Below are 17,789 nucleotides of genomic sequence, written 5' to 3'. Positions count from 1 at the left end.
GACCGCTTCTGCCCGGCCAGCAAGGAGATTTCCGCACGATGAACATCGCAGAGTCGTCTCTCGTGAACAGTCCACTGAGGAGAGTGCTGACCGATCCGTGGGGTGCGATTCAGCACGTGCTGGACCAGGCGTGGTCCTGGCTGCAGACCTGGGGACTGATCGCGCTGCCCACGGTAGTACTCGGAGCCGCAGGCTTGGTTCTCCTGCGGCGCTGGTGGTTCCTGCGTTGCCAGGATGCGTTGCACGAACGGTCACGGGTGATCACCGTTCTGGCACCGCCCACGGTCGACCCAGGTGGAGCCGAGGCGGTGTGGTCGAACCTGATCGGACTGGTGCGCCCCAGGGTGCAGCGCCTGATGACCGGGCAGCCGCATCTGGCGTGGGAGTACGTCTTCGGCCATGACGGAGTGCAGCTGCGGCTATGGGTGCCGGGCACGGTCCCGCCCGGGATGGTGGAACGTGCCATCGAAGCGGCCTGGCCCGGATCCCACACCCGCACCGCCGAGGCCGACCCGCCGGTGCCCACGGCGCCAAGTGCGGGACGCCGTCAGCTGGTGACCGGCGGCACGCTGCGGTTGGCCAGGTCGGAGGCGCTGCCGATTCGCACCGGCTTCGACGCCGACCCGATCCGTGCCCTGTTGGGCGCTCCAGTGGGACTCGGCATCAACGACACCGTGGCCGTGCAGGTCCTCGCCCGCCCGGTCACCGGGCGCCGGGTCAAACAGGCCCGACGCGCCGCCCGCCACCTCAACGCCGGGCGCTCCGCCCGCCTGGTGGGTCGCCTGCTCGACCTGGTCACCCCGGGCCCATCGGGCACGAAGCCGTCGAGCAGCCAGCCGACGCTGGACCCGCAAACGTCGTTGGAGTTCCAGGCGCAGAACCGCGCCATCGTCGCCAAACAACGCGGCCCGCAGTGGGACACGCTGATCCGGTACGCGGTCACGACCACGGTGCCGATCGAGACCCCCAAGGAGCAGACCACGCGGGTGCGCGAGCAAGCACGCGGCCGTGCCCACGCCATCGCCGGCACGTTCTCCGGATTCACCGAGCACAACCACTACCGCCGCCAACGCCTGCGCCACCCCGTGCGCGCCTTGTCTCGTCGGCGCCTGCGACGGGGTGACTTGCTATCCGTGCCGGAACTGGCGGGCATCGCCCACCTGCCGACCGATGAGGGATTGCCAGGCGTGGCCCGCGCCGGGGCGCGGGCGGTCCCGCCTCCGCCGAACACGCCCACCGAAGGCGCGCTGATCCGCCCGGTCGGCGTCTCGGATACCGGCCACGCCCGCCCGGTCGGGCTGCAGGTCTCCGATTCCCGGCACCACCTGCACATCCTCGGCGCCACCGGGTCGGGGAAGTCCACGATGCTCGCGCGGATGATCCTCGCCGACGCCGAACACGGCCGCGGCGCGGTGGTCATCGACCCCAAAGGCGATCTGATCACCGACCTGCTGCAACGCATGCCCGAGCACGCCGCGCACAAGGTCGTGCTGTTCGACTCCGACTCCCGCGGACCAACCCCGTGCCTGAATCCCCTGGAAGGGCCGAAAGAATCCGCAGTGGACAACCTCGTGTCGGTGTTCTCCCGCGTTTTCTCCTCAGCCTGGGGCCCACGCACCGAGGACATCCTCCGCGCCGGGTGCCTGACCCTGCGAGCCGTCTCCGACACACCCACCCTGGCGACGTTGCCGCAGCTGCTCACCGACCCCGCAACCCGGGCGCGGCACCGCGACCGGGTAGCGGCTGATCCGACCCTGCGCGGGTTCTGGGAATGGTATGAGCAACTCTCCGATGCCTCGCGGTCCCAGGCGACCGCGCCGCTGCTGAACAAGCTCCGCGCGTTCCTGCTGCGCCCGTTCGTGGTCAAGGCCATCACCGCCGGGCCATCCACAGTGGACCTAACCAGCACGCTGGACGGCGGACTGTGCCTGGTGCGCATCCCCAAAGGCAGCCTCGGCGAAGACACTACCCGACTGCTCGGATCACTGATCGTCGCCCGCGTCTGGCAAGCCACCACCGCCCGCGCAGCCCTGCCGCAGCGGGAACGCCGCGACGCCGGGCTCTACGTCGACGAGGCGCACAACTTCCTGAATCTGCCCTACGCGATGGAGGACATGCTCGCCGAAGCCCGCGGCTACCGGCTGAGTATGGCCTTGGCCCACCAGCACTTGGGACAACTTCCCAAAGATCTCAAGGAAGGTATCTCCACCAACGCCCGCAGCAAGATCTTCTTCAGCGCCTCGCCAGAAGATGCTCGCGAGCTGTCCCGCCACACCACACCACGCATCTCCGAGCACGACCTCGCACACCTCGACGTCTACCACGCCGCCGCGCGCCTGGTCGTCGGCGGCGCGGAAACCCAGCCGTGCACGGTAACCACCCAACCACTGCCGACGGCCATCCCCGGGCGTTCCCGGACGGTGCGCGAAGCCGCCGCCGCCCACACCCGTCCGCTGGACGCCCGCAGCGACGACACCGGCGAGCAGCCGGAAACCACCGGCACAGACCCGCGCCGCGCGGTCTGACCCCGCACCCGAGTGCGGTCCTTCCTCGACAGGAGATCGCCGTCGCTTCCTCCCGTCCACTGAGGAAAGAGGAACGAGTTTGTTCGCGAATCATCAGCAGCGCGATATGCGCACCCCGATCCCGCAGCGACCGAGCCTGCGCTTCGCGGCCTCCGCCGAGCACCAAACCCAGGTCGCCGCCCACCTCACCAGCCGCGACCGGTGGCTGGCCCGCATCGTGGCCGAACACCGCGTGCTGCCCTCGCCGCAGATCGCCGCGATCGCCTTCGGCTCGCGCCGCTCGGCCAACCACCGGCTGCAGAAGCTGTATGCCTGGCGGGTGCTGGACCGCTTCCAGCCCTACATCGGCCGCGGCCGCGCCCCCATGTACTACGTCCTCGACACCACCGGAGCCCACCTACTCGCCCACGAAGACGGCCTCGACCCCACAGACCTGAAATTCCGCCCCGAACGCTCCGTCGGCATCGCCAACAGCCTGCGGCTGGCCCACCTGCAGGGCGTCAACAACTTCTTCACCGCCCTGCTAGCCGAGGCTGTGGCCGAGGCCAGCACCGAGCGCGCGCTGACCGCGTGGTGGTCCGAAACCCGCTGTGCCCGCCACTTCGGCGACCACGTCCGCCCCGACGGCTACGGACGCTGGCACGAAGCAGGCCGTGACATCGAATGGTTCCTCGAATGGGACACCGGCAGCTACCAACTGGCCCGCTTCGTCGCGAAACTCCCCGGCTACACCAAGCTATCCACCGCGACTCACATCATCACCCCGCTGCTCGCGGTCTTCGCCACCGCCGCCCGCGAAACCCACGCGCGAGCACACCTCGCCGAACATAGGCGCACTGATGCCCGGCAGCGCGACCTGCCGATCGCCACCACCACCGCCGAACATCTCCGCGCCGCAGGGAGCCCCACCGAAGCGGTGTGGCTGCCTCTGCATCACACCGAGCCCGGTCGCCACCGGCTGATCAGCCTGCTCTCGGCCTGGCCCCAGCTCGAAGCACCGACCAGCTCCACCGACACCACCAGCTCCACCACCGAGCCGAGTCCCGTGGCCCGCTTGAGCCCGCCGGCACCGATGCCGCCGTGGCAGACCAACGACCTGACCTGGAACCCGAGGTGATCCCGGCACGGTCAAACTCGCAGCCACCGTGATCGGCGCGATCACCGCTTTGACCGTCATCATCACCGCTGCTGTGGCCGGAGTCGTCTCCGCGCTCATCGGCGGCAACTCCGCAGTTGGCGGTGCACCCAGCCCGTCGCACTCTCCGACATCCCCGCCGACTACCTCACCCTGTATCAGCAGGCAGCCGGAGAATGCCCCATGTTGGACTGGGCGGTGCTTGCGGCCATTGGCAAGGTCGAAACCAACCACGGCCGCCTCAACGCACCAGGCGTCCACAGTGGAGCCAATTCCGCAGGCGCGCAGGTTATCTCTAGGTCGCTGGCGGTATGAGGCATGTGGGGTTTCTGGGCGACGCGCGCTGCTTGCCAGTGGCGTATCCGCAAGCTGTTAGGCACGTGTCCGTGCGGTTTCGGCGTCTCTCGAACCGCACCATCTCGTGTCTGACACATGGCTCGCTCTCCCGCGAGGTCTCGCAGCGTCCGCGACGCGCGTCAACGCCCGCTTTCCGCCCACGGGCATCCAATGCCCAGCATCGCGGTGCACGGGTCGGCAGTCATCGTCCTGCTCTCGTTGTCCCCGGAGTGCGTCATGTTCGCAAAGATCGGCATCGCCGTCGGCGTGTGCTTGTCGTTATTCGTCGTCGTGATTGCTGCTGCAGTCGGCGCCGTTGTCTCGATGTTTGCCGGTGGAGCTGGCTCGGCGACGTGCGCTCCGGCTGAGGCTGAGTTTGGAGTGATGGCTGGCTACGAGCGTGAGCAACTCAGCAGCGCCGCCACGATCGTCGCGGTCGGACAGCAGATGAACGTCCCGCAGCAAGGCTGGGTCGTGGCCCTGGCCACCGCGATCCAGGAGTCCGGGCTGCGCAACCTCGACCACGGTGACCGCGACAGCCTCGGACTGTTCCAGCAACGCCCGTCACAAGGCTGGGGCAGCTCGGAACAGATCATGAACCCTGCCTACAGCGCCTCGCAGTTCTACCGGCACCTGCTGGCCGTGCCCGGCTGGCGACAGATGAGCCTCAACGAGGCCGCACAGACCGTCCAGCACTCCGGTGTCCCTGATGCCTACGGACGCCACGAGCCCGCAGCACGCCAACTCCTCGGACTTGTCCACGGCGTTGCCTGCACAGGTTCACCGACCGGAACCTGGACCGTCCCCGCCGAAGGAACATGCACCTCGGGCTTTGGCGCGCGAGCGGGAGCATTCCACCGTGGACAGGACATCGCCGCGCCCAGCGGGACTCCCATCCGCGCAGCCAATAGCGGCACAGTGATCGACTCCGGCCCTGCCACCGGCTACGGACTCTGGGTACGCATCCAACACCCCGGCGGCGTCATCACCACCTACGGGCACAACCACCACAACCACGTCCACATTGGCCAGTCGGTACAGCCGCAGGAGATCATCGCGGAGGTCGGCAACCGCGGCGAGTCCACCGGCCCCCACCTGCATTTCCAGATCGAAGCCAACGGACAGGCCATCGATCCTGTCGCGTTCTACCGGCAGCAGTCAGCACCACAGCTGTGTGGCCCGTCTCAGTAAGGGGTCCGTAATCGGCCGGGCACTCCCTGGCTTCTGGTGACGAGGCGATGTTCGCTGATGGCGATGCCGTCTCGACAAAGTTCCCGCACCTAGGCAGCGTGGCATTCGTGAATGATGAGCCGCGCTTCTGAGGTAGATAACGTGTTCAACGTACCCGGCTGCGGCCGAGCAAGGGAGAGTTCGTGACCAGGGGAGAGATCAACGCGTTAGAGCCGACGATGCTGCCGTTGGGCGAGGTCAACCTCGTCGATCGCGGTGCCGGTCCTGCGCTGTTGCTCCTGCACGGCAACGGCCGCACGTGGCAGGACTGGCGGCCTCAATTCCAGACGCTGACCGATCGGTTGCGGCTCATCGCCTACGACCAGCGTGGGTTCGGCCAGTCGACTCTCAACGAGGACCTACTCTCGCTCGTCCAGCTCGCTGACGACGCCGCCGAGGTTCTCAATCAGCTGGGCGTCGAGCACGCGTACGTCGCAGGGATCTCGATGGGCGCCCAGGTCGCGCAGATCCTGGCACGCCGCTACCCCCACCGTGTCGACGGGATCATCCTCGGAGGATCGCCGTACCTGGCCGAGGACTTCGAGCCCCCGCAGGACAACGAGGCGATCGCCGATCTCGAGTCCATGAGCGACGAGCAACTGCTGGACTACGTCGAGGTGTCGCTCTCCCGGCTCAAGCAAGGCAGTTCGACGTCAGAGGCTGAACGGAACGCCCTATTCGAGCAGTTCAAGGAGATGCGGGGTGACCCGATCGTGAAACGTCTGTCGCAACGTCGATTCTGCCCGGAAGACCTGACCATCCTGCAGGAGTACGAGAAAGTCAAAGCCCCTGCCCTGATCCTGCACGGCGAGGCAGACACGCTTCCCGCTGAGGGAGCCACCCGAATGAGCGAGCGCATCCCCACAGCGCAACTCGTCGTGATTCCGGGTGGCCAGCACATCTCCAACATGGAACCGACATCCGCACTCTTCGACGAGGCGGTCGCAAGCTTCGTCGCGACGCGTCCGTGACGGTGTGCGGCACGTCCTCACGGATCTCAGTAACCGAACCCCCACCGCACATCCTTCACCGTGGTGTCCACTGGCCGCCGCGGCCACGACCAGCGGTGTCTCACATAGGTGGTGCGGAAAGATTCTCAGTGAGGGGTGGCTGACCGTTGCACTCCTGGACCTGTCGGCTAGCCGTGGCACCACGGAGCCCAGGTCGACCGTGGGTGCTCAATCCACGTACCTCACGTGACTGAATCAGGTACAAGTCTGTCGCCAGCCGCTTTCGCGCACACCTCTAGATAACGGCGGGGCCGATGCAGTTCCTGCCGGCGACCTTCGCGGGCTACACCGAGCCCGTGCCACCGGACGGGAGCCACCCGCCGAGCCCGTATGACCCGGTCAACGCGATCTACGCCGCTTCCCGCTATCTGTGCGATTCCGGCGCGCGGGACGGGCACGATGCCTACGGCGCGATCTTCGCCTACAACAGGGCGGACTGGTACGTCCGCAAAGTCCTTGACCAAGCCCAGGCATACCGGGCCGCGGCACCCCCGGCGGGAGGCTGGGTCGTGCCCGTCGAGGGGCGATGCAGTTCAGGATTCGGTTCCCGGGGCGGGGAGTTCCATGCAGGCCAGGATCTCGCCGCCGCCATCGGGACACCCATCGTGGCGGCCAGCGGCGGCACCGTGCTGGATGCCGGGCCCGCCAGCGGGTACGGGCTCTGGGTCCGGGTCCAGCACCCTGACGGGGTGGTGAGCACCTACGGGCACAACCACCGCAACCTCGTCCACCCCGGCCAGCCCATACATGCGGGACAGCCGATCGCCGAGGTCGGCAACCGTGGTCAATCCAGCGGTCCCCACGTGCACTTTCAACTCGAGCAGACCGGCGAAGCGATCGACCCTGCCGCCTTCTATCGGGGCGGAGGGCTGATGTTGTGCCGCTGACCCGATGTGCCGAGATCTTGTCCCTGCGCGGGCAAAATCGTTGGTCGGCGGGCTGTGGTTGCGTGACACTGCCCGGGTGGCGGAACACGAGATCGTCGGGCGCGGCTCGATGGGCAGGCTGTGGATCGTCGACGACACGGTGCGTCGCGAGCGCGGCCCGCACAGCGACGCGGTCGCGGCGTTGCTCCGGCACCTGGAGCGTCGCGAATATCCCTATTCGCCGCGGTACCTCGGCATCGACGACCAAGGGCGCGATGTGCTGACCCGGGTGCCCGGTGTGCCGGTACCGACGTTGCGAGGCGATTCCCAGCTCATCGAGGTCGGACAAGCCATTGCCAGCCTCGCCGAGGCCGTCCGTGATTTCCGCACTCCACCCGGTGCGACCTGGCGCAATCCGGAAGGCTGGCCGCTACACGGGGACACGGTGATCCACAACGACATCGCTCCCTGGAACATGCTCGAAGTCGACCAGCGGCTGTCCGGGCTGGTCGACTTCGACTCCGCCCGTCCGGGCCGCGCGATCGAGGACGTGGCCTACGCCGCCTGGCACATGGTCCCGCTGCACGACGAACCGATGGGCGACGGCGCTGCCCCACCATCGTCGTCGGAGCGTCCCCGGCGGTTGAAAATCTTCGCCGAGGCATGTCGAATCGAGCAGGCGCAGCGAGTCGGTTTGCTCGACGAGGTGGCTCGAGTCCAAGTCAACCAAGCCGCCCGGGTCGCCGCTGGCGCACTCGGCCACAATCCGGAAACCGCGCGTCACTGGAACAGCGGGCGGTTCACCGTCAACATCGCCCGCTCACTGCTCTGGCTCGACCAGCACCGCAACGCCCTGGAACAAGCACTGAGCTGAACAAGAGCTGGTCTCAGCTTGACCAGCATGCGAAGCATCAACCACGCCGACTGATACGTCGACAAGGTGCTCGTCCAAGCGGAGCGTTACCGCGCTGCGGTCAGCACGCCACCGGCCTCGGCGGGCGGTTGGGCGGTTCCCGCGGCGGGCCGGTGCACTTCCGGGTTCGGCCCGCGAGACGGGGACTTCCACCAGGGGCAAGACCTCGCCGCCGATCGGCACACCGATCATGGCCGCGGCCGACGGCACCGTGCTCGACGCAGGACCCGCCAGCGGCTACGACCTCTGGGACCGCGTGCAGCACCCAAACGGCACGATCACGACCTACGGGCACAACCACACCAACCACGTCACCCCGGGCCAACCGGTCCGCGCCGGGCAGCCGATCGCCGAGGTCGGCAACCGCGGCCAGTCCACCGGCCCGCACCTGCACTTCCAGATCGACACCGGCGGTGGTCCGGTCGATCCGGTGGCCTTCTATGAGCAGCGCGGGCTGCGGTTTTGTCGTTGACAAGGGGCCGCGCTGCTAAGCAGTTGGGCGGTCACGGAATGCCGCCGATATCGGGTTTTGACTCAGCAGGGTTACAGCCCCAGACCCGACTCACCCACCGTTCCTTCCCAGTACAGGAATCTCAAGTGGACTGGTTGTCGCCGGTTGACTCGGTGATTTGGGTATCGCGGTACCACTGTCCCCATTGGTCGAGTTGGTCGGCGATGGTTTCGAGGCTGCGGCCGGTAGTGGTCAGTGAGTATTCGACCTTGGGCGGTACCTCGCGGTAGACGGTTCGGACGAGCAAACCGTCGGCCTCGAGTTCGCGCAGCTGCCGGGTCAGCATGCGCTGGGTAATGCTGGGCAGGAGACGCCTCAGTTCTCCGAAGCGGCGTGGCTCGGCGAAGAGGTAGTTGAGGATGACTAGCTTCCACTTACCACCGAGCACGGTCATGGCCACCTCGATGGTGCAGTAGTCCGGCATCTGCTCGATGTCTTCACGCATGGCCTCTTTCCTTCCCCGTACCGTCGTGCCCTGCATAGGTATATGAAATGGCACTACGTCACAGAAAAGACCGTACTTGTTACAGATGAGGGTGGCTGGCGAGTCTTGCCTCTGTGAGTACTGAACCCACGTCTCAAACGAGCAGTACGCCCGCGCCCGGAGTTGTCGCGTCGCTACGACGGTGGGCGGTTCTGGGGGTGTTGTGTGCCAGCCTGCTGTTGGTCGGCATCGACCTGACCGTGCTCCACGTCGCGGTGCCCACGATCAGTCGCCAGCTGCTGCCGGGTACGGCTCAGCTGTTGTGGATCGTCGATATCTATCCGTTGACGGTGGCGGCTCTGCTCGTCACGTTCGGCACCCTCGCGGACCGGTGGGGCCGCAAGCGCCTGGTACTGGGCGGGTTTGTCGTGTTCGGGCTCGCCTCGGTTGGCGCGGCGGCCTCGGCCACTGCGGTACAGCTCATCCTGGCGCGGGCGGCGCTGGGCATCGGGGCGGCCATGATGATGGCCGCGACCGTGGCCATCATCCGCAACGTGTTCGTCGACCAGCGTGAACGCGCCCTCGCGCTCGGGTTGTGGACCTCGGCCAACAGTGTCGGTGCCGCTCTCGGTCCGGTGCTGGGAGGGCTGCTGTTGAAGTGTTCCCGCTTGAGCGGACACTGGATTATGCCGCGGTCAGGGTGAGCTTGGCAAATTCGTCTTTTACTCGCCCGGATCCGAGCCGGTACGCCACGCGGCTCAGCACGCCTTCACGGAAGGCATGGCGACCGCATCAATCGCAGCCGCCACCGTATTGATCACCACTGCTGTCGTATCCGCAGTACGTCTCTCCAGCACAGCGAGCTGAGCCGTAGAGGTCCCAACGCCCGTTAAAAAGTCTCGAATACAAGCTCAGGATTCGGTTTCCGGGGCGGGGGATTCCGTGCAGGCCAGGATCTCGCCGCCGCCATCGGGACACCCATAGTGGCGGCCAGCGGCGGCACCGTGCTGGATGCCGGGCTCGCCAGCGGGTACGGGCTGTGGGTACGCATCCAGCATCCCGATGGGCTGGTGAGCACCTACGGGCCCAACCACCGCAACCTCGTCCACCCCGTACATGCGGGACAGTCGATCGCTGAGGTCGGCAACCGCGGCAAATCCACCGGCCCACATCTGCACTTCCAGCTCGACGAAACCAGTGAACCGATCGACCCCGCCGCGTTTTACCAGCAGCAAGACTTGGCGCTGTGCAACTGATCCGAGCAGAACCGACGCGGTCTGCCTGCGCACCACTCGCTATCGGTTCAGACGTCGTGCTGATGAGGTTCCATGCCTGGTGTTGAACGCCCAGTCGTGGACCGTTGAGCAGCCGTGCCGGACCATCGCGCATCTCCGCTAGAGTGCCGAACCGATGGTCACTGACGGGGAGGCAGCATGGCACGTAAAGTGATCATGGACGTGGACACCGGAACCGACGATGCCGTGGCGATCATGTTCGCAGCGCTGCATCCCGAGCTCGACCTCCTGGGTGTGACCACAGTCAACGGCAACGTGCCGCTCACCAACACGACGGACAACACCCTGCGGGTCCTCGACTGGATCGGACACCTTGAGATCCCAGTCTTCGCGGGGCTAGCGCGCCCCATCGCACGGACCGGTTTCCCCGCATCACAGCACTTCGAGTCGGACGGCGACGATGATCCACACGGTAGCGCCCTGGACATCCCTGCGCCGCACAGCAAAGCCCAGGACAGAGGCGCAGTGGAGTACCTGATTGACACCCTGCGGACGGAGGACGAACCCATCACGTTGGTCGCGGTCGGACCACTCAGCAACATCGCCACCGCACTCGCGCTCGACCCGGCGCTGACCGGCCGTGTGGAAGAGATCGTCATCATGGGCGGCGGCCACACATCCACGAACGTGACGGCGTCGGCAGAGTTCAACATCTGGGCCGATCCCGAAGCCGCCGCGATGGTCTTCGCGGCCGGATTCCCACGGCTGACCCTCGTCACCCTTGACGCGACACATCGCGCCGTGATCACACGCGACGCCTGCCGCAAGCTCGACGCGCTCGGCAGTCCTGCTGGAACCGCCGCCGCGCGGTTCATCGACCGGCGGATCGACGCCTACGCCGGTACTGGTGTCGACGGGGCGGCACCGGTGCACGACGTGGTCTGCACTGCATACCTGGTCCAGCCCAACGTGGTTACGACGCGCTCCGTACCCGTTGCCGTCGAGACCACGGGCCCGCTAACCGTGGGGCGAACCGTTCTGGACACCCGATCCGACACTGCCGCGGTCCGGAACGCCCACGTCGCCCTCAACGCAGACCCGACCATCCTGACAGCCCTACTGACCAAGACCTTCGCTTGAAGCCGCGAGCTTCGCGCACAACCACCCGCCGATCCCGCCCGGGCCATCGGGACGTTGAACGCCCATCCCACAGTGACTACGACCCGAGCACCTTTGGCAGCGATCGGCCAGGTCGATGGCCGGAACCATTACCCGGAACGTCCCCGCGAACGCGAACTTTGTGCTCAGTTCCTATTTTCATTCAGAAGGTCGGCTTTGGGTCACATGTTTGGGAACGTATGCATGTGGCCGTTTACATGTGATCACCACGTTCGCGTAGTCTCATATGGCTCCTTGAGAGTGCTCGTTCGTGTTAGCAGAAGGCTTCTTCATCCAACGCGCTGACAATCTTAACTAGCTGTCGCGCTTGCACGTAGACTGCGTCGAATACGTCGTACCCGAGGCTTGAACGAGCAGCGCTCGGGGGTGGGCACAGTAGTGCTTATTGGATCACCCCGCACTCCTGGGCGATCCAGGGACGCCGAGTCAACAAAGCGGTCAACTCGTTGCGAGACCACAGAACAATGTCCGGACGCTTGGCCATGTCGTTGTGGTCGTTGACCCAACGCACTGCGTCTTGGGTGAAATGGCCGGTGGTGGCAACGATAAGCCCACGAACCGGCACCCCTTCCCACAATGGGATTTTCGCGTGCACCAAATCTGCGATGTCCGAAGCGTTGACCCCGCGCTTCGGGCGGTGCCTTCCCTGGACGATTACCCGCTCGCGTCTCGGCTCAGTCAATTCGTCGCGAATGACGCGGTAGGCTTCCACATCCAATCCGCTATCAGGTGCATTCACGGACATCAAACGTCTGACATGTTCATACGAACCGGACTCCTCCAACAGGCGGGTGAGCAGGTATTCGAAACTGTCCGGGTCGAGCTGTGACCAATCGAACTGGACACGGGTTATGGTATCCACCGGCTCGGGCGTTAAGCCGACCAATTGGGGATCGGATGCTGTGATGCCAAGCCCTCTCGGTGCTTCGGCGAGGACATCGGCACCACCAGGGGCGCCGTGGCGGTTGCGGGTACCGCTGTGGCTGCCGTGGCGCCTGTGCCACCACCACCGTCGCAGCTGCAAACGAATCCAGGCTGGCACGACTCCGAACACCAGCGCGAAAGTCAGCGGGAGCATCACAAGTTCGCCCCATCCCGCCGGCGGCTGCGGCTCTGGAGGATCGAGCAGTGTTCCGATCCCTGCGACAACCCACACGGCTGCTAGCCAGACGATCCAGTCACGCCACAAGGGCGCGTCGAACAAACGGAGCACGGCATTCCGCCGCTTGGGGCGCGGTGGCGGCGGTCCCGCATACCCGGTGTTCGTGTCATCGGCCATGTATTCATGATGCATCGGTCGCCCGCACGGCGACACCACCCCAGCCGGGGAGCAGCAGAAACACTGCGCTGTTTCGGCGGTAAACAGCTAGGACGGATGGGCCTAGCGAGTCAGAGCCAGCTGGACGAGAAGCGCGATTCTGCCCTCCGCCTGAGAACAGAAGTAGCGCCTATCTCAGTGTCCTAGCAGAGGTGATCAAGCGTTTCAGGATTCCCGCGAGGACGGCGTCGAAAATTGGTAAGTCCAAATCGTCAACCTTGTCAACGAGGCGATCGCGCATAGCTGCTTTGACAACGACTCCGGGCCGACTGCTGCGCGCCTTTTTGATTCAGTCCCATTCAGCAGTCACGGGTCGCTAGTGCTGCTCCGCGCGTTACCCGGACGCCTCGGCGAGTCGGCGGCGCTGAATGGTCTCGCACCGGTCAGGCCTGGTCCTCATTGTTCGAGCGGTCGTCGTCGACAAACTCGGTGAGGCGTTGGGCGTTGCGGACGGCGTTGATCATTAGCTTGTCCCGGCGGATCGTCTCGGACAGTTGCAGGCTTTCGGCGCGTTGTGCTTCGGCGCGGTGCGCCCAGTCGCCTTCGGTCAGCGTGTTGGCCACGCACAGCACGATGCGGGGGCCGAGTTGCCACAGCAGGCTGTTGATCGCGCAGGCGGCGATGGCCAGGTCGTCGATGTCGGCGCCGTACCACGTCACGGTCGCGGGGTCTCGGCCGTGTTCGCGCATCGCTTGGGCGGCGGCTCGGAGGAGTCCGCCGGTGCCCACGGCGGGATCGCAGACCGAGCTGCCCTCGTCGGGCACGGTCATCCGCGCCAGCATGTCCGCGACCGGCGCGGGGGTGTAGATCTGGGCGTTGGCTTTGCCGGCCGTGTCGGATTTGAGCAGGCTGAGCACGACGCCTAAATGATGTCTCGTAACTGATCTTGTGGTTGGTGTGGTGCGGGGTTGCTTCAGCCGGTGAGGGCGAGGTTGCGGAGATGGGCGATTCCGGAGGCGGTGTCGGCGAGGGTGGCCGCGGCGCGTCGGTAGTCGCGGAGGATTTTCCAGGTCTTCATGCCTGCCAGGGCGTGCTCGACGCGGGCGCGGATCTGGCGGTGCTCGCCGTTGATTTTTTCCTGCCATGGCGGCAAATCGTGGTCGCCAGGGTGATTCCGGTAGGGCATGATCACCCCATGGTTGCCGCGGTAGCCGCCGTCGGCCATCACCGGGCGAGCAGCCAATTTCTGGTCCATGCCGGATTCCCGGTAGGCGGTGGTGTCGTTGCGGTTGCCGGGTTGCGGCTCGCTGGTGGCGATGACCAGGCGACTGTCAGCATCGATCGCGACCTGCAGGTTCGTGGAGTACCGGTAGTTCTTCGACGGCGCGGCCACTCGCCGGTCGCGGGTGGGTACCAGGGTGCCGTCCACGATCGCGACCTGATCGGTGCGGCGCTTGCGCACCGGGGCCAGCGCCAGCAACGGGCCGAGGGAGTCGATCACACGGTGGGCAGCCGCGTGCGAGATTCCGAACAGCGGGCCGATCTGGCGCATCGTCAGGTTCGTGCGCCAGTACACCGCCACCAGCAACACCCGGTCCTCCAGCCGCAGCCTCCACTGCCGACCCGGACGTCCATCCGCGATCGCCTCCCCACCACGGGCAGCGACCGTGCCCACCAGCTTCCGGAACTGCCGTGGTTCCAACCCCGTGAACGGGGCAATCCACTCCGACCCAGCCGCCGAGATCACCTGCATCCACCCATGATCAACGATCAGCACACGACCACAACCACCGGGTTACGAGACAACGTTTAGCAGGTCGGTGTCGAAACGGCGGTCGGTGCCTGTGAGTTCGAGCTGCCCTTCGTGCAGGGCGGCATCGCCGGTGCGCTTCGCGGCCTGCTGCAACGCGGGTTGAGGGTCTTCGAAAACCCACTGCATGAGCGGATAGACCAGGTGCATTATGTCCGGACGGGCATTGACCAGCGCGGTGTAGATGTCCCGCAGAGTGCCGGTGAAGTCCCGGGGCTTTGCGCGTGCAGCTGTTCGGCGAGGTCGGGGCCGTCCGCGTTGCGTTGGCCGACGAGGGACAACGCGGCCACGACTGACAAAGCCACATCGCGGCGGCCCGAGTGGTTGGCCTTGCTGAATGCCGTGTCGACGGCTTCAGCGATGGCGACGGCGTGCTGAGCGGGGTCGCGAGGCGCGCGCCGGTGTCTGGTGGATTGGCTCACGTGTCTGCCCTCGTGGTTGTGCGGCGGTGGTGCCCGGCGCTTTTCTGCATCGGGCACAGGTGTGCCCGATGAGGAATGCGCCCGAGATGAAGGAAGGAGAATTCAGAAACGAATGCGTAGGTGTGTTACGTCCCGTTTCGGGCGAGTTCTTTATTCGTTGTACAGTTGATCGGTGACGATGAACATGTCGCCTGGGTGCATGGCGCCTGTCTTGTGGGTGCACGGTGTGCACCAGTCGAATCGCCGGTCTTCTGGATCGCAGGGGTTGGACCAGTTGCAGGACTGGGCGATCGATTCCAGCTCGGCCGAGATCGCGTCCAGTTCGTCTGGCTGTCCGTGATGGACCTTGAGATGGATGATCGGTTCTGCCGTCGTCTCGCCCGTGTCGACGTCGGCGGAGAAGGCCGCATCGGGGCGGTTTAGTCGCGTCGTGGCCGCGCCCATGATCCAAGCTGCAAGACAGGGCATGTCGAGCCCGTGCGTACGGGCGTAGTCGGTGCCATAGACACGATTCACCGGCTGCTCGGTCACGACGCCGCCGGCGAGGGTCAACCAATACCACTGGGGGTAGTCCGTGGCGATCCAGTGGAACCACTGGCCGTCGTCGAAAGCGTAGACGTTGCAGCGATCTTCGTGCGGTATCCAGTCGGCGCGACCAGCCGTGGCCTCGGGGACCGCAGCTTTTCCGAATGTCGGAGCGAACGTGTCGAATCCAGCCACGTCCCAGGCCAGAGCGAACCGTGTGAAGAGGTCGCGAACGTCGGCCGCTGCGGTGGATGCCAGCAGTTGCCGTCCGATGGGAAAGCGCGCCATGTCGTCGGGGACGACGAAACCGCCGAACGCGCCCAGCGGTTGGGCGTCTGCGCCGCGGCCGAGGGCGAACAGTGTGTTTGGGCGTGTGATGTCGGTGTGCATGGGTATCGACCCTTTCTTCGGGAATCGGCAACGGGCAGCCAAGAGACGACCGCAGCGCCGCGATCCGAGACCGCGGAGTCGGAGCGGCTTGCCTGGGAGTTCGGTCGCAGTGGCGACGCGAGCGTCACGAGAAGGCCGAACATACGAGGGCCGACGGACCCACCCGAAGGGTGTTCGCACGGTCCGCCGGCCTGCCGCAACCCTGTGAAAGGGCTGCCATCCCCGAGGGGAGGCGCGGCTAGGGTAGCTCACTGAGCCACCGCGGAGGCCTGTACCGCTCGCGCTGTGTCGTTCGTTGTGGTTCTGGTCAGCAGGGGTGCGGCCGAGACCGGGCAACCGCTTTTCCGGCCCCGTCGTCGGCGGCCGGTGTCGTTGTTGCGGGTAAGCAAGCCCGGACGGGGCGCCCGGGTAGGCCGCGAGCGCCCCTGCAGGCTCAGCCGACCCAGTAGGTTCCGGTGTGGTCGGTGGTCAGCTCGGCGTGCGGCAGGGGTTCACCCGGGTACGGGGTGTGCATGATCAGTCGGCCGCCGTTGGCGGGTGCGTCGTCGGGGATGCGGCGCACGGTGAAGGCGAATGCGCCGCGCGGGTCGCCGACGCTGATGGTGACCGTGATCGAGTCCTCGTCGGGCTCGGTGCGGATCGTGGCGCCGTTGGCCCACCACAGCGTCACACGCTGCGGACGGTGCGGCCCTTCACCGGTCTCCGGCTCGGTGCCGTCGTCGTCAGAATCCGCATCGGGGATGTAGGCCGTGCACACCGCCGAGCCGGATTCGTCGGTGTAGCCGCACGCATCCTCGTACAGAGCTTCGCCGCATGTTTCGCAGCGCCATTCGGTGTCCTCGGCGTTGTCGAACGTGATCACGGAGGAGTCACCGTCGTAGTCGGTGGAGACCATCTCGCCGTTGGCAGACAGCACGAACACAGCACACCTCGCAGAAACAAAGATCAACAGTGATGGAGGGGTGCGCGACCGGCCGCCGCGGCAGCAGCCCGAAAGGCTGGCGCGGCCGGCCGCGCGGCGAGTTCAGAAGCGGCAGGAGAACCGCACGGACTTCCCGCAGGACGGGCACGCGACGTAGGCGCGCGCCTGGTCACCGAACGGCACCCGGATCAGGGTCAGCACGCGGTAGGTGTCCACGTCCGCGCTATCCCACGGATGTAGATGCACGGTGTCGTTCGTGCTCCATCGGTGCCCGTTGATGCACTCGCCCTCGGCGTTCGAGTAGTCCGCCCAATCGGTGGTGTCGTCCACAGTGGAGCGGTACACCGTCGGTGCTTCGTAGCGGCCCCCTTCGCCGCTGACGGTGATCATCAGGTCTCCGAGCTGCATGGCCGCGAGCACGACGAACCCGAGATCATCGACCAGATGATCGGCGAAGTTGAACAAGTTGTGATGCCACATCTCGCCATCACCGTGCAGCCCGGCGGGAGGTGTGCCGGTGCGGTCGGTGATCCATTCGGTGAGCACCTCGTCAGTCGGCCACCGGTGGTCACCGGCGTCCATCCACTCCCGCAGGTCCTCGGTCAAATCCGCGGCGTACTCGCCGCGATCGTTAATCCATTCCTGCGTGTCCACGGTCAGATACCCGTCACCGTGTGACCACGCTTCGACAGACACATGAGTCATGAGAATGCCTTTCACTGATTGCGGATGCGGACGTAGCGGGGTGCGAATCCCTGCCCGCGATTTTCTTCCTGCTCGGACGTTCATAGGGTTCTTTCCCTGTGTTCGGATATCTCTACTTTAACGCCGGCGCCAAGCGGGCACAACCTCAAGTCAAGATTTTCCCGAGTTCGTTGTGAATGGTGCGATCTGTTCTTTGTGGGAGTGTGACCAGCGCGGATGTTCATGCCCAAGGGGAAGTGCGAAGTCGCGAAGAGCTTACGATTCTGTGTTGTGGTGAAGCATCCCATTTCAGGGCAAAGAGTTGGATTTGGAAATGGAATAAAAAGCGACATGGAAAGTGGTATTGCACGCCCTGTCCTCCCTTCGGTTGCTGGCGATGCCTTTTCCCTTCAG

The 17,789-nt window shown here is 65.7% G+C and carries 17 protein-coding genes and 1 pseudogene; 10 read left to right on the top strand and 8 right to left on the bottom strand.

Annotated elements, in window-relative coordinates; translation table 11 throughout:
* Window positions 1–38 precede the first annotated feature (38 nt).
* The 7 genes from V1457_RS23745 to V1457_RS23715 all read left to right on the top strand — a co-directional run bounded on the left by V1457_RS23745 (window position 39) and on the right by V1457_RS23715 (window position 8,487).
* Window positions 39–2,525, top strand: a complete 2,487-nt coding sequence (locus V1457_RS23745; protein WP_338596947.1) for a type IV secretion system DNA-binding domain-containing protein — start codon at window positions 39–41, stop codon at window positions 2,523–2,525.
* A gap of 106 nt (window positions 2,526–2,631) precedes the next feature.
* On the top strand, window positions 2,632–3,642 hold the full coding sequence (locus V1457_RS23740) for a replication-relaxation family protein (protein ID WP_338596945.1): 1,011 nt from the start codon (window positions 2,632–2,634) through the stop codon (window positions 3,640–3,642).
* Between the two features lie 525 nt (window positions 3,643–4,167).
* Complete coding sequence (locus V1457_RS23735; RefSeq protein ID WP_338596944.1) at window positions 4,168–5,187, top strand: M23 family metallopeptidase; 1,020 nt, start codon at window positions 4,168–4,170, stop codon at window positions 5,185–5,187.
* A 182-nt stretch (window positions 5,188–5,369) separates the two neighbouring features.
* Window positions 5,370–6,197, top strand: coding sequence for an alpha/beta hydrolase (locus V1457_RS23730; protein WP_338596943.1), 828 nt, complete (start codon window positions 5,370–5,372; stop codon window positions 6,195–6,197).
* Between the two features lie 293 nt (window positions 6,198–6,490).
* The gene (locus V1457_RS23725; RefSeq protein ID WP_338596941.1) at window positions 6,491–7,123 is read left to right on the top strand and encodes a M23 family metallopeptidase; all 633 of its coding nucleotides are present in this window, start codon (window positions 6,491–6,493) and stop codon (window positions 7,121–7,123) included.
* Between the two features lie 76 nt (window positions 7,124–7,199).
* Complete coding sequence (locus V1457_RS23720) at window positions 7,200–7,976, top strand: phosphotransferase (RefSeq protein WP_338596939.1); 777 nt, start codon at window positions 7,200–7,202, stop codon at window positions 7,974–7,976.
* Window positions 7,977–8,205: 229 nt separating this feature from the next.
* A complete protein-coding gene (locus tag V1457_RS23715) occupies window positions 8,206–8,487 on the top strand; it encodes a M23 family metallopeptidase (RefSeq protein ID WP_338596937.1) in 282 nt (93 codons plus the stop codon).
* 121 nt (window positions 8,488–8,608) lie between these two features.
* Here V1457_RS23715 and V1457_RS23710 read toward each other — a convergent pair whose 3' ends face one another.
* Complete coding sequence (locus V1457_RS23710) at window positions 8,609–8,971, bottom strand: helix-turn-helix domain-containing protein (protein WP_338596936.1); 363 nt, start codon at window positions 8,969–8,971, stop codon at window positions 8,609–8,611.
* Between the two features lie 113 nt (window positions 8,972–9,084).
* Between V1457_RS23710 and V1457_RS23705 the strand changes: the two genes are divergently transcribed.
* The 3 genes and pseudogenes from V1457_RS23705 (at window position 9,085) to V1457_RS23695 (ending at window position 11,325) form a co-directional block, all read left to right on the top strand.
* Window positions 9,085–9,654, top strand: a complete 570-nt coding sequence (locus V1457_RS23705) for an MFS transporter (protein WP_338596933.1) — start codon at window positions 9,085–9,087, stop codon at window positions 9,652–9,654.
* A gap of 249 nt (window positions 9,655–9,903) precedes the next feature.
* Window positions 9,904–10,206 (top strand): annotated as a pseudogene (locus tag V1457_RS23700) (M23 family metallopeptidase); the annotation flags it as partial.
* A 177-nt stretch (window positions 10,207–10,383) separates the two neighbouring features.
* The gene (locus V1457_RS23695) at window positions 10,384–11,325 is read left to right on the top strand and encodes a nucleoside hydrolase (protein WP_338596932.1); all 942 of its coding nucleotides are present in this window, start codon (window positions 10,384–10,386) and stop codon (window positions 11,323–11,325) included.
* Between the two features lie 421 nt (window positions 11,326–11,746).
* On the opposite strand, the gene V1457_RS23690 is transcribed toward V1457_RS23695, so the two are convergent.
* The 7 genes from V1457_RS23690 to V1457_RS23660 all read right to left on the bottom strand — a co-directional run bounded on the left by V1457_RS23690 (window position 11,747) and on the right by V1457_RS23660 (window position 17,396).
* Window positions 11,747–12,643, bottom strand: coding sequence for a restriction endonuclease (locus V1457_RS23690; protein WP_338596930.1), 897 nt, complete (start codon window positions 12,641–12,643; stop codon window positions 11,747–11,749).
* A 422-nt stretch (window positions 12,644–13,065) separates the two neighbouring features.
* Window positions 13,066–13,539 carry an N-6 DNA methylase gene (locus V1457_RS23685; RefSeq protein WP_338596929.1) on the bottom strand — a complete coding sequence of 158 codons (474 nt, stop codon included), beginning with the start codon at window positions 13,537–13,539 and terminating at the stop codon, window positions 13,066–13,068.
* A gap of 56 nt (window positions 13,540–13,595) precedes the next feature.
* Window positions 13,596–14,375, bottom strand: a complete 780-nt coding sequence (locus V1457_RS23680; RefSeq protein ID WP_338596291.1) for a transposase family protein — start codon at window positions 14,373–14,375, stop codon at window positions 13,596–13,598.
* A gap of 42 nt (window positions 14,376–14,417) precedes the next feature.
* On the bottom strand, window positions 14,418–14,582 hold the full coding sequence (locus V1457_RS23675; RefSeq protein ID WP_338596928.1) for a hypothetical protein: 165 nt from the start codon (window positions 14,580–14,582) through the stop codon (window positions 14,418–14,420).
* A 422-nt stretch (window positions 14,583–15,004) separates the two neighbouring features.
* Window positions 15,005–15,769, bottom strand: a complete 765-nt coding sequence (locus V1457_RS23670) for a hypothetical protein (RefSeq protein WP_338596927.1) — start codon at window positions 15,767–15,769, stop codon at window positions 15,005–15,007.
* A gap of 433 nt (window positions 15,770–16,202) precedes the next feature.
* A complete protein-coding gene (locus V1457_RS23665) occupies window positions 16,203–16,685 on the bottom strand; it encodes a hypothetical protein (protein WP_338596925.1) in 483 nt (160 codons plus the stop codon).
* Between the two features lie 108 nt (window positions 16,686–16,793).
* Window positions 16,794–17,396 (bottom strand): hypothetical protein, encoded by a 603-nt coding sequence (locus tag V1457_RS23660; protein ID WP_338596923.1) that lies wholly within the window; start codon window positions 17,394–17,396, stop codon window positions 16,794–16,796.
* Window positions 17,397–17,789: the final 393 nt, after the last annotated feature.

This window comes from Saccharopolyspora sp. SCSIO 74807 (assembly GCF_037023755.1).
Classification (GTDB): Bacteria; Actinomycetota; Actinomycetes; order Mycobacteriales; family Pseudonocardiaceae; genus Saccharopolyspora_C; species Saccharopolyspora_C galaxeae.
This window is presented reverse-complemented; position numbering and strand designations above follow the sequence as displayed.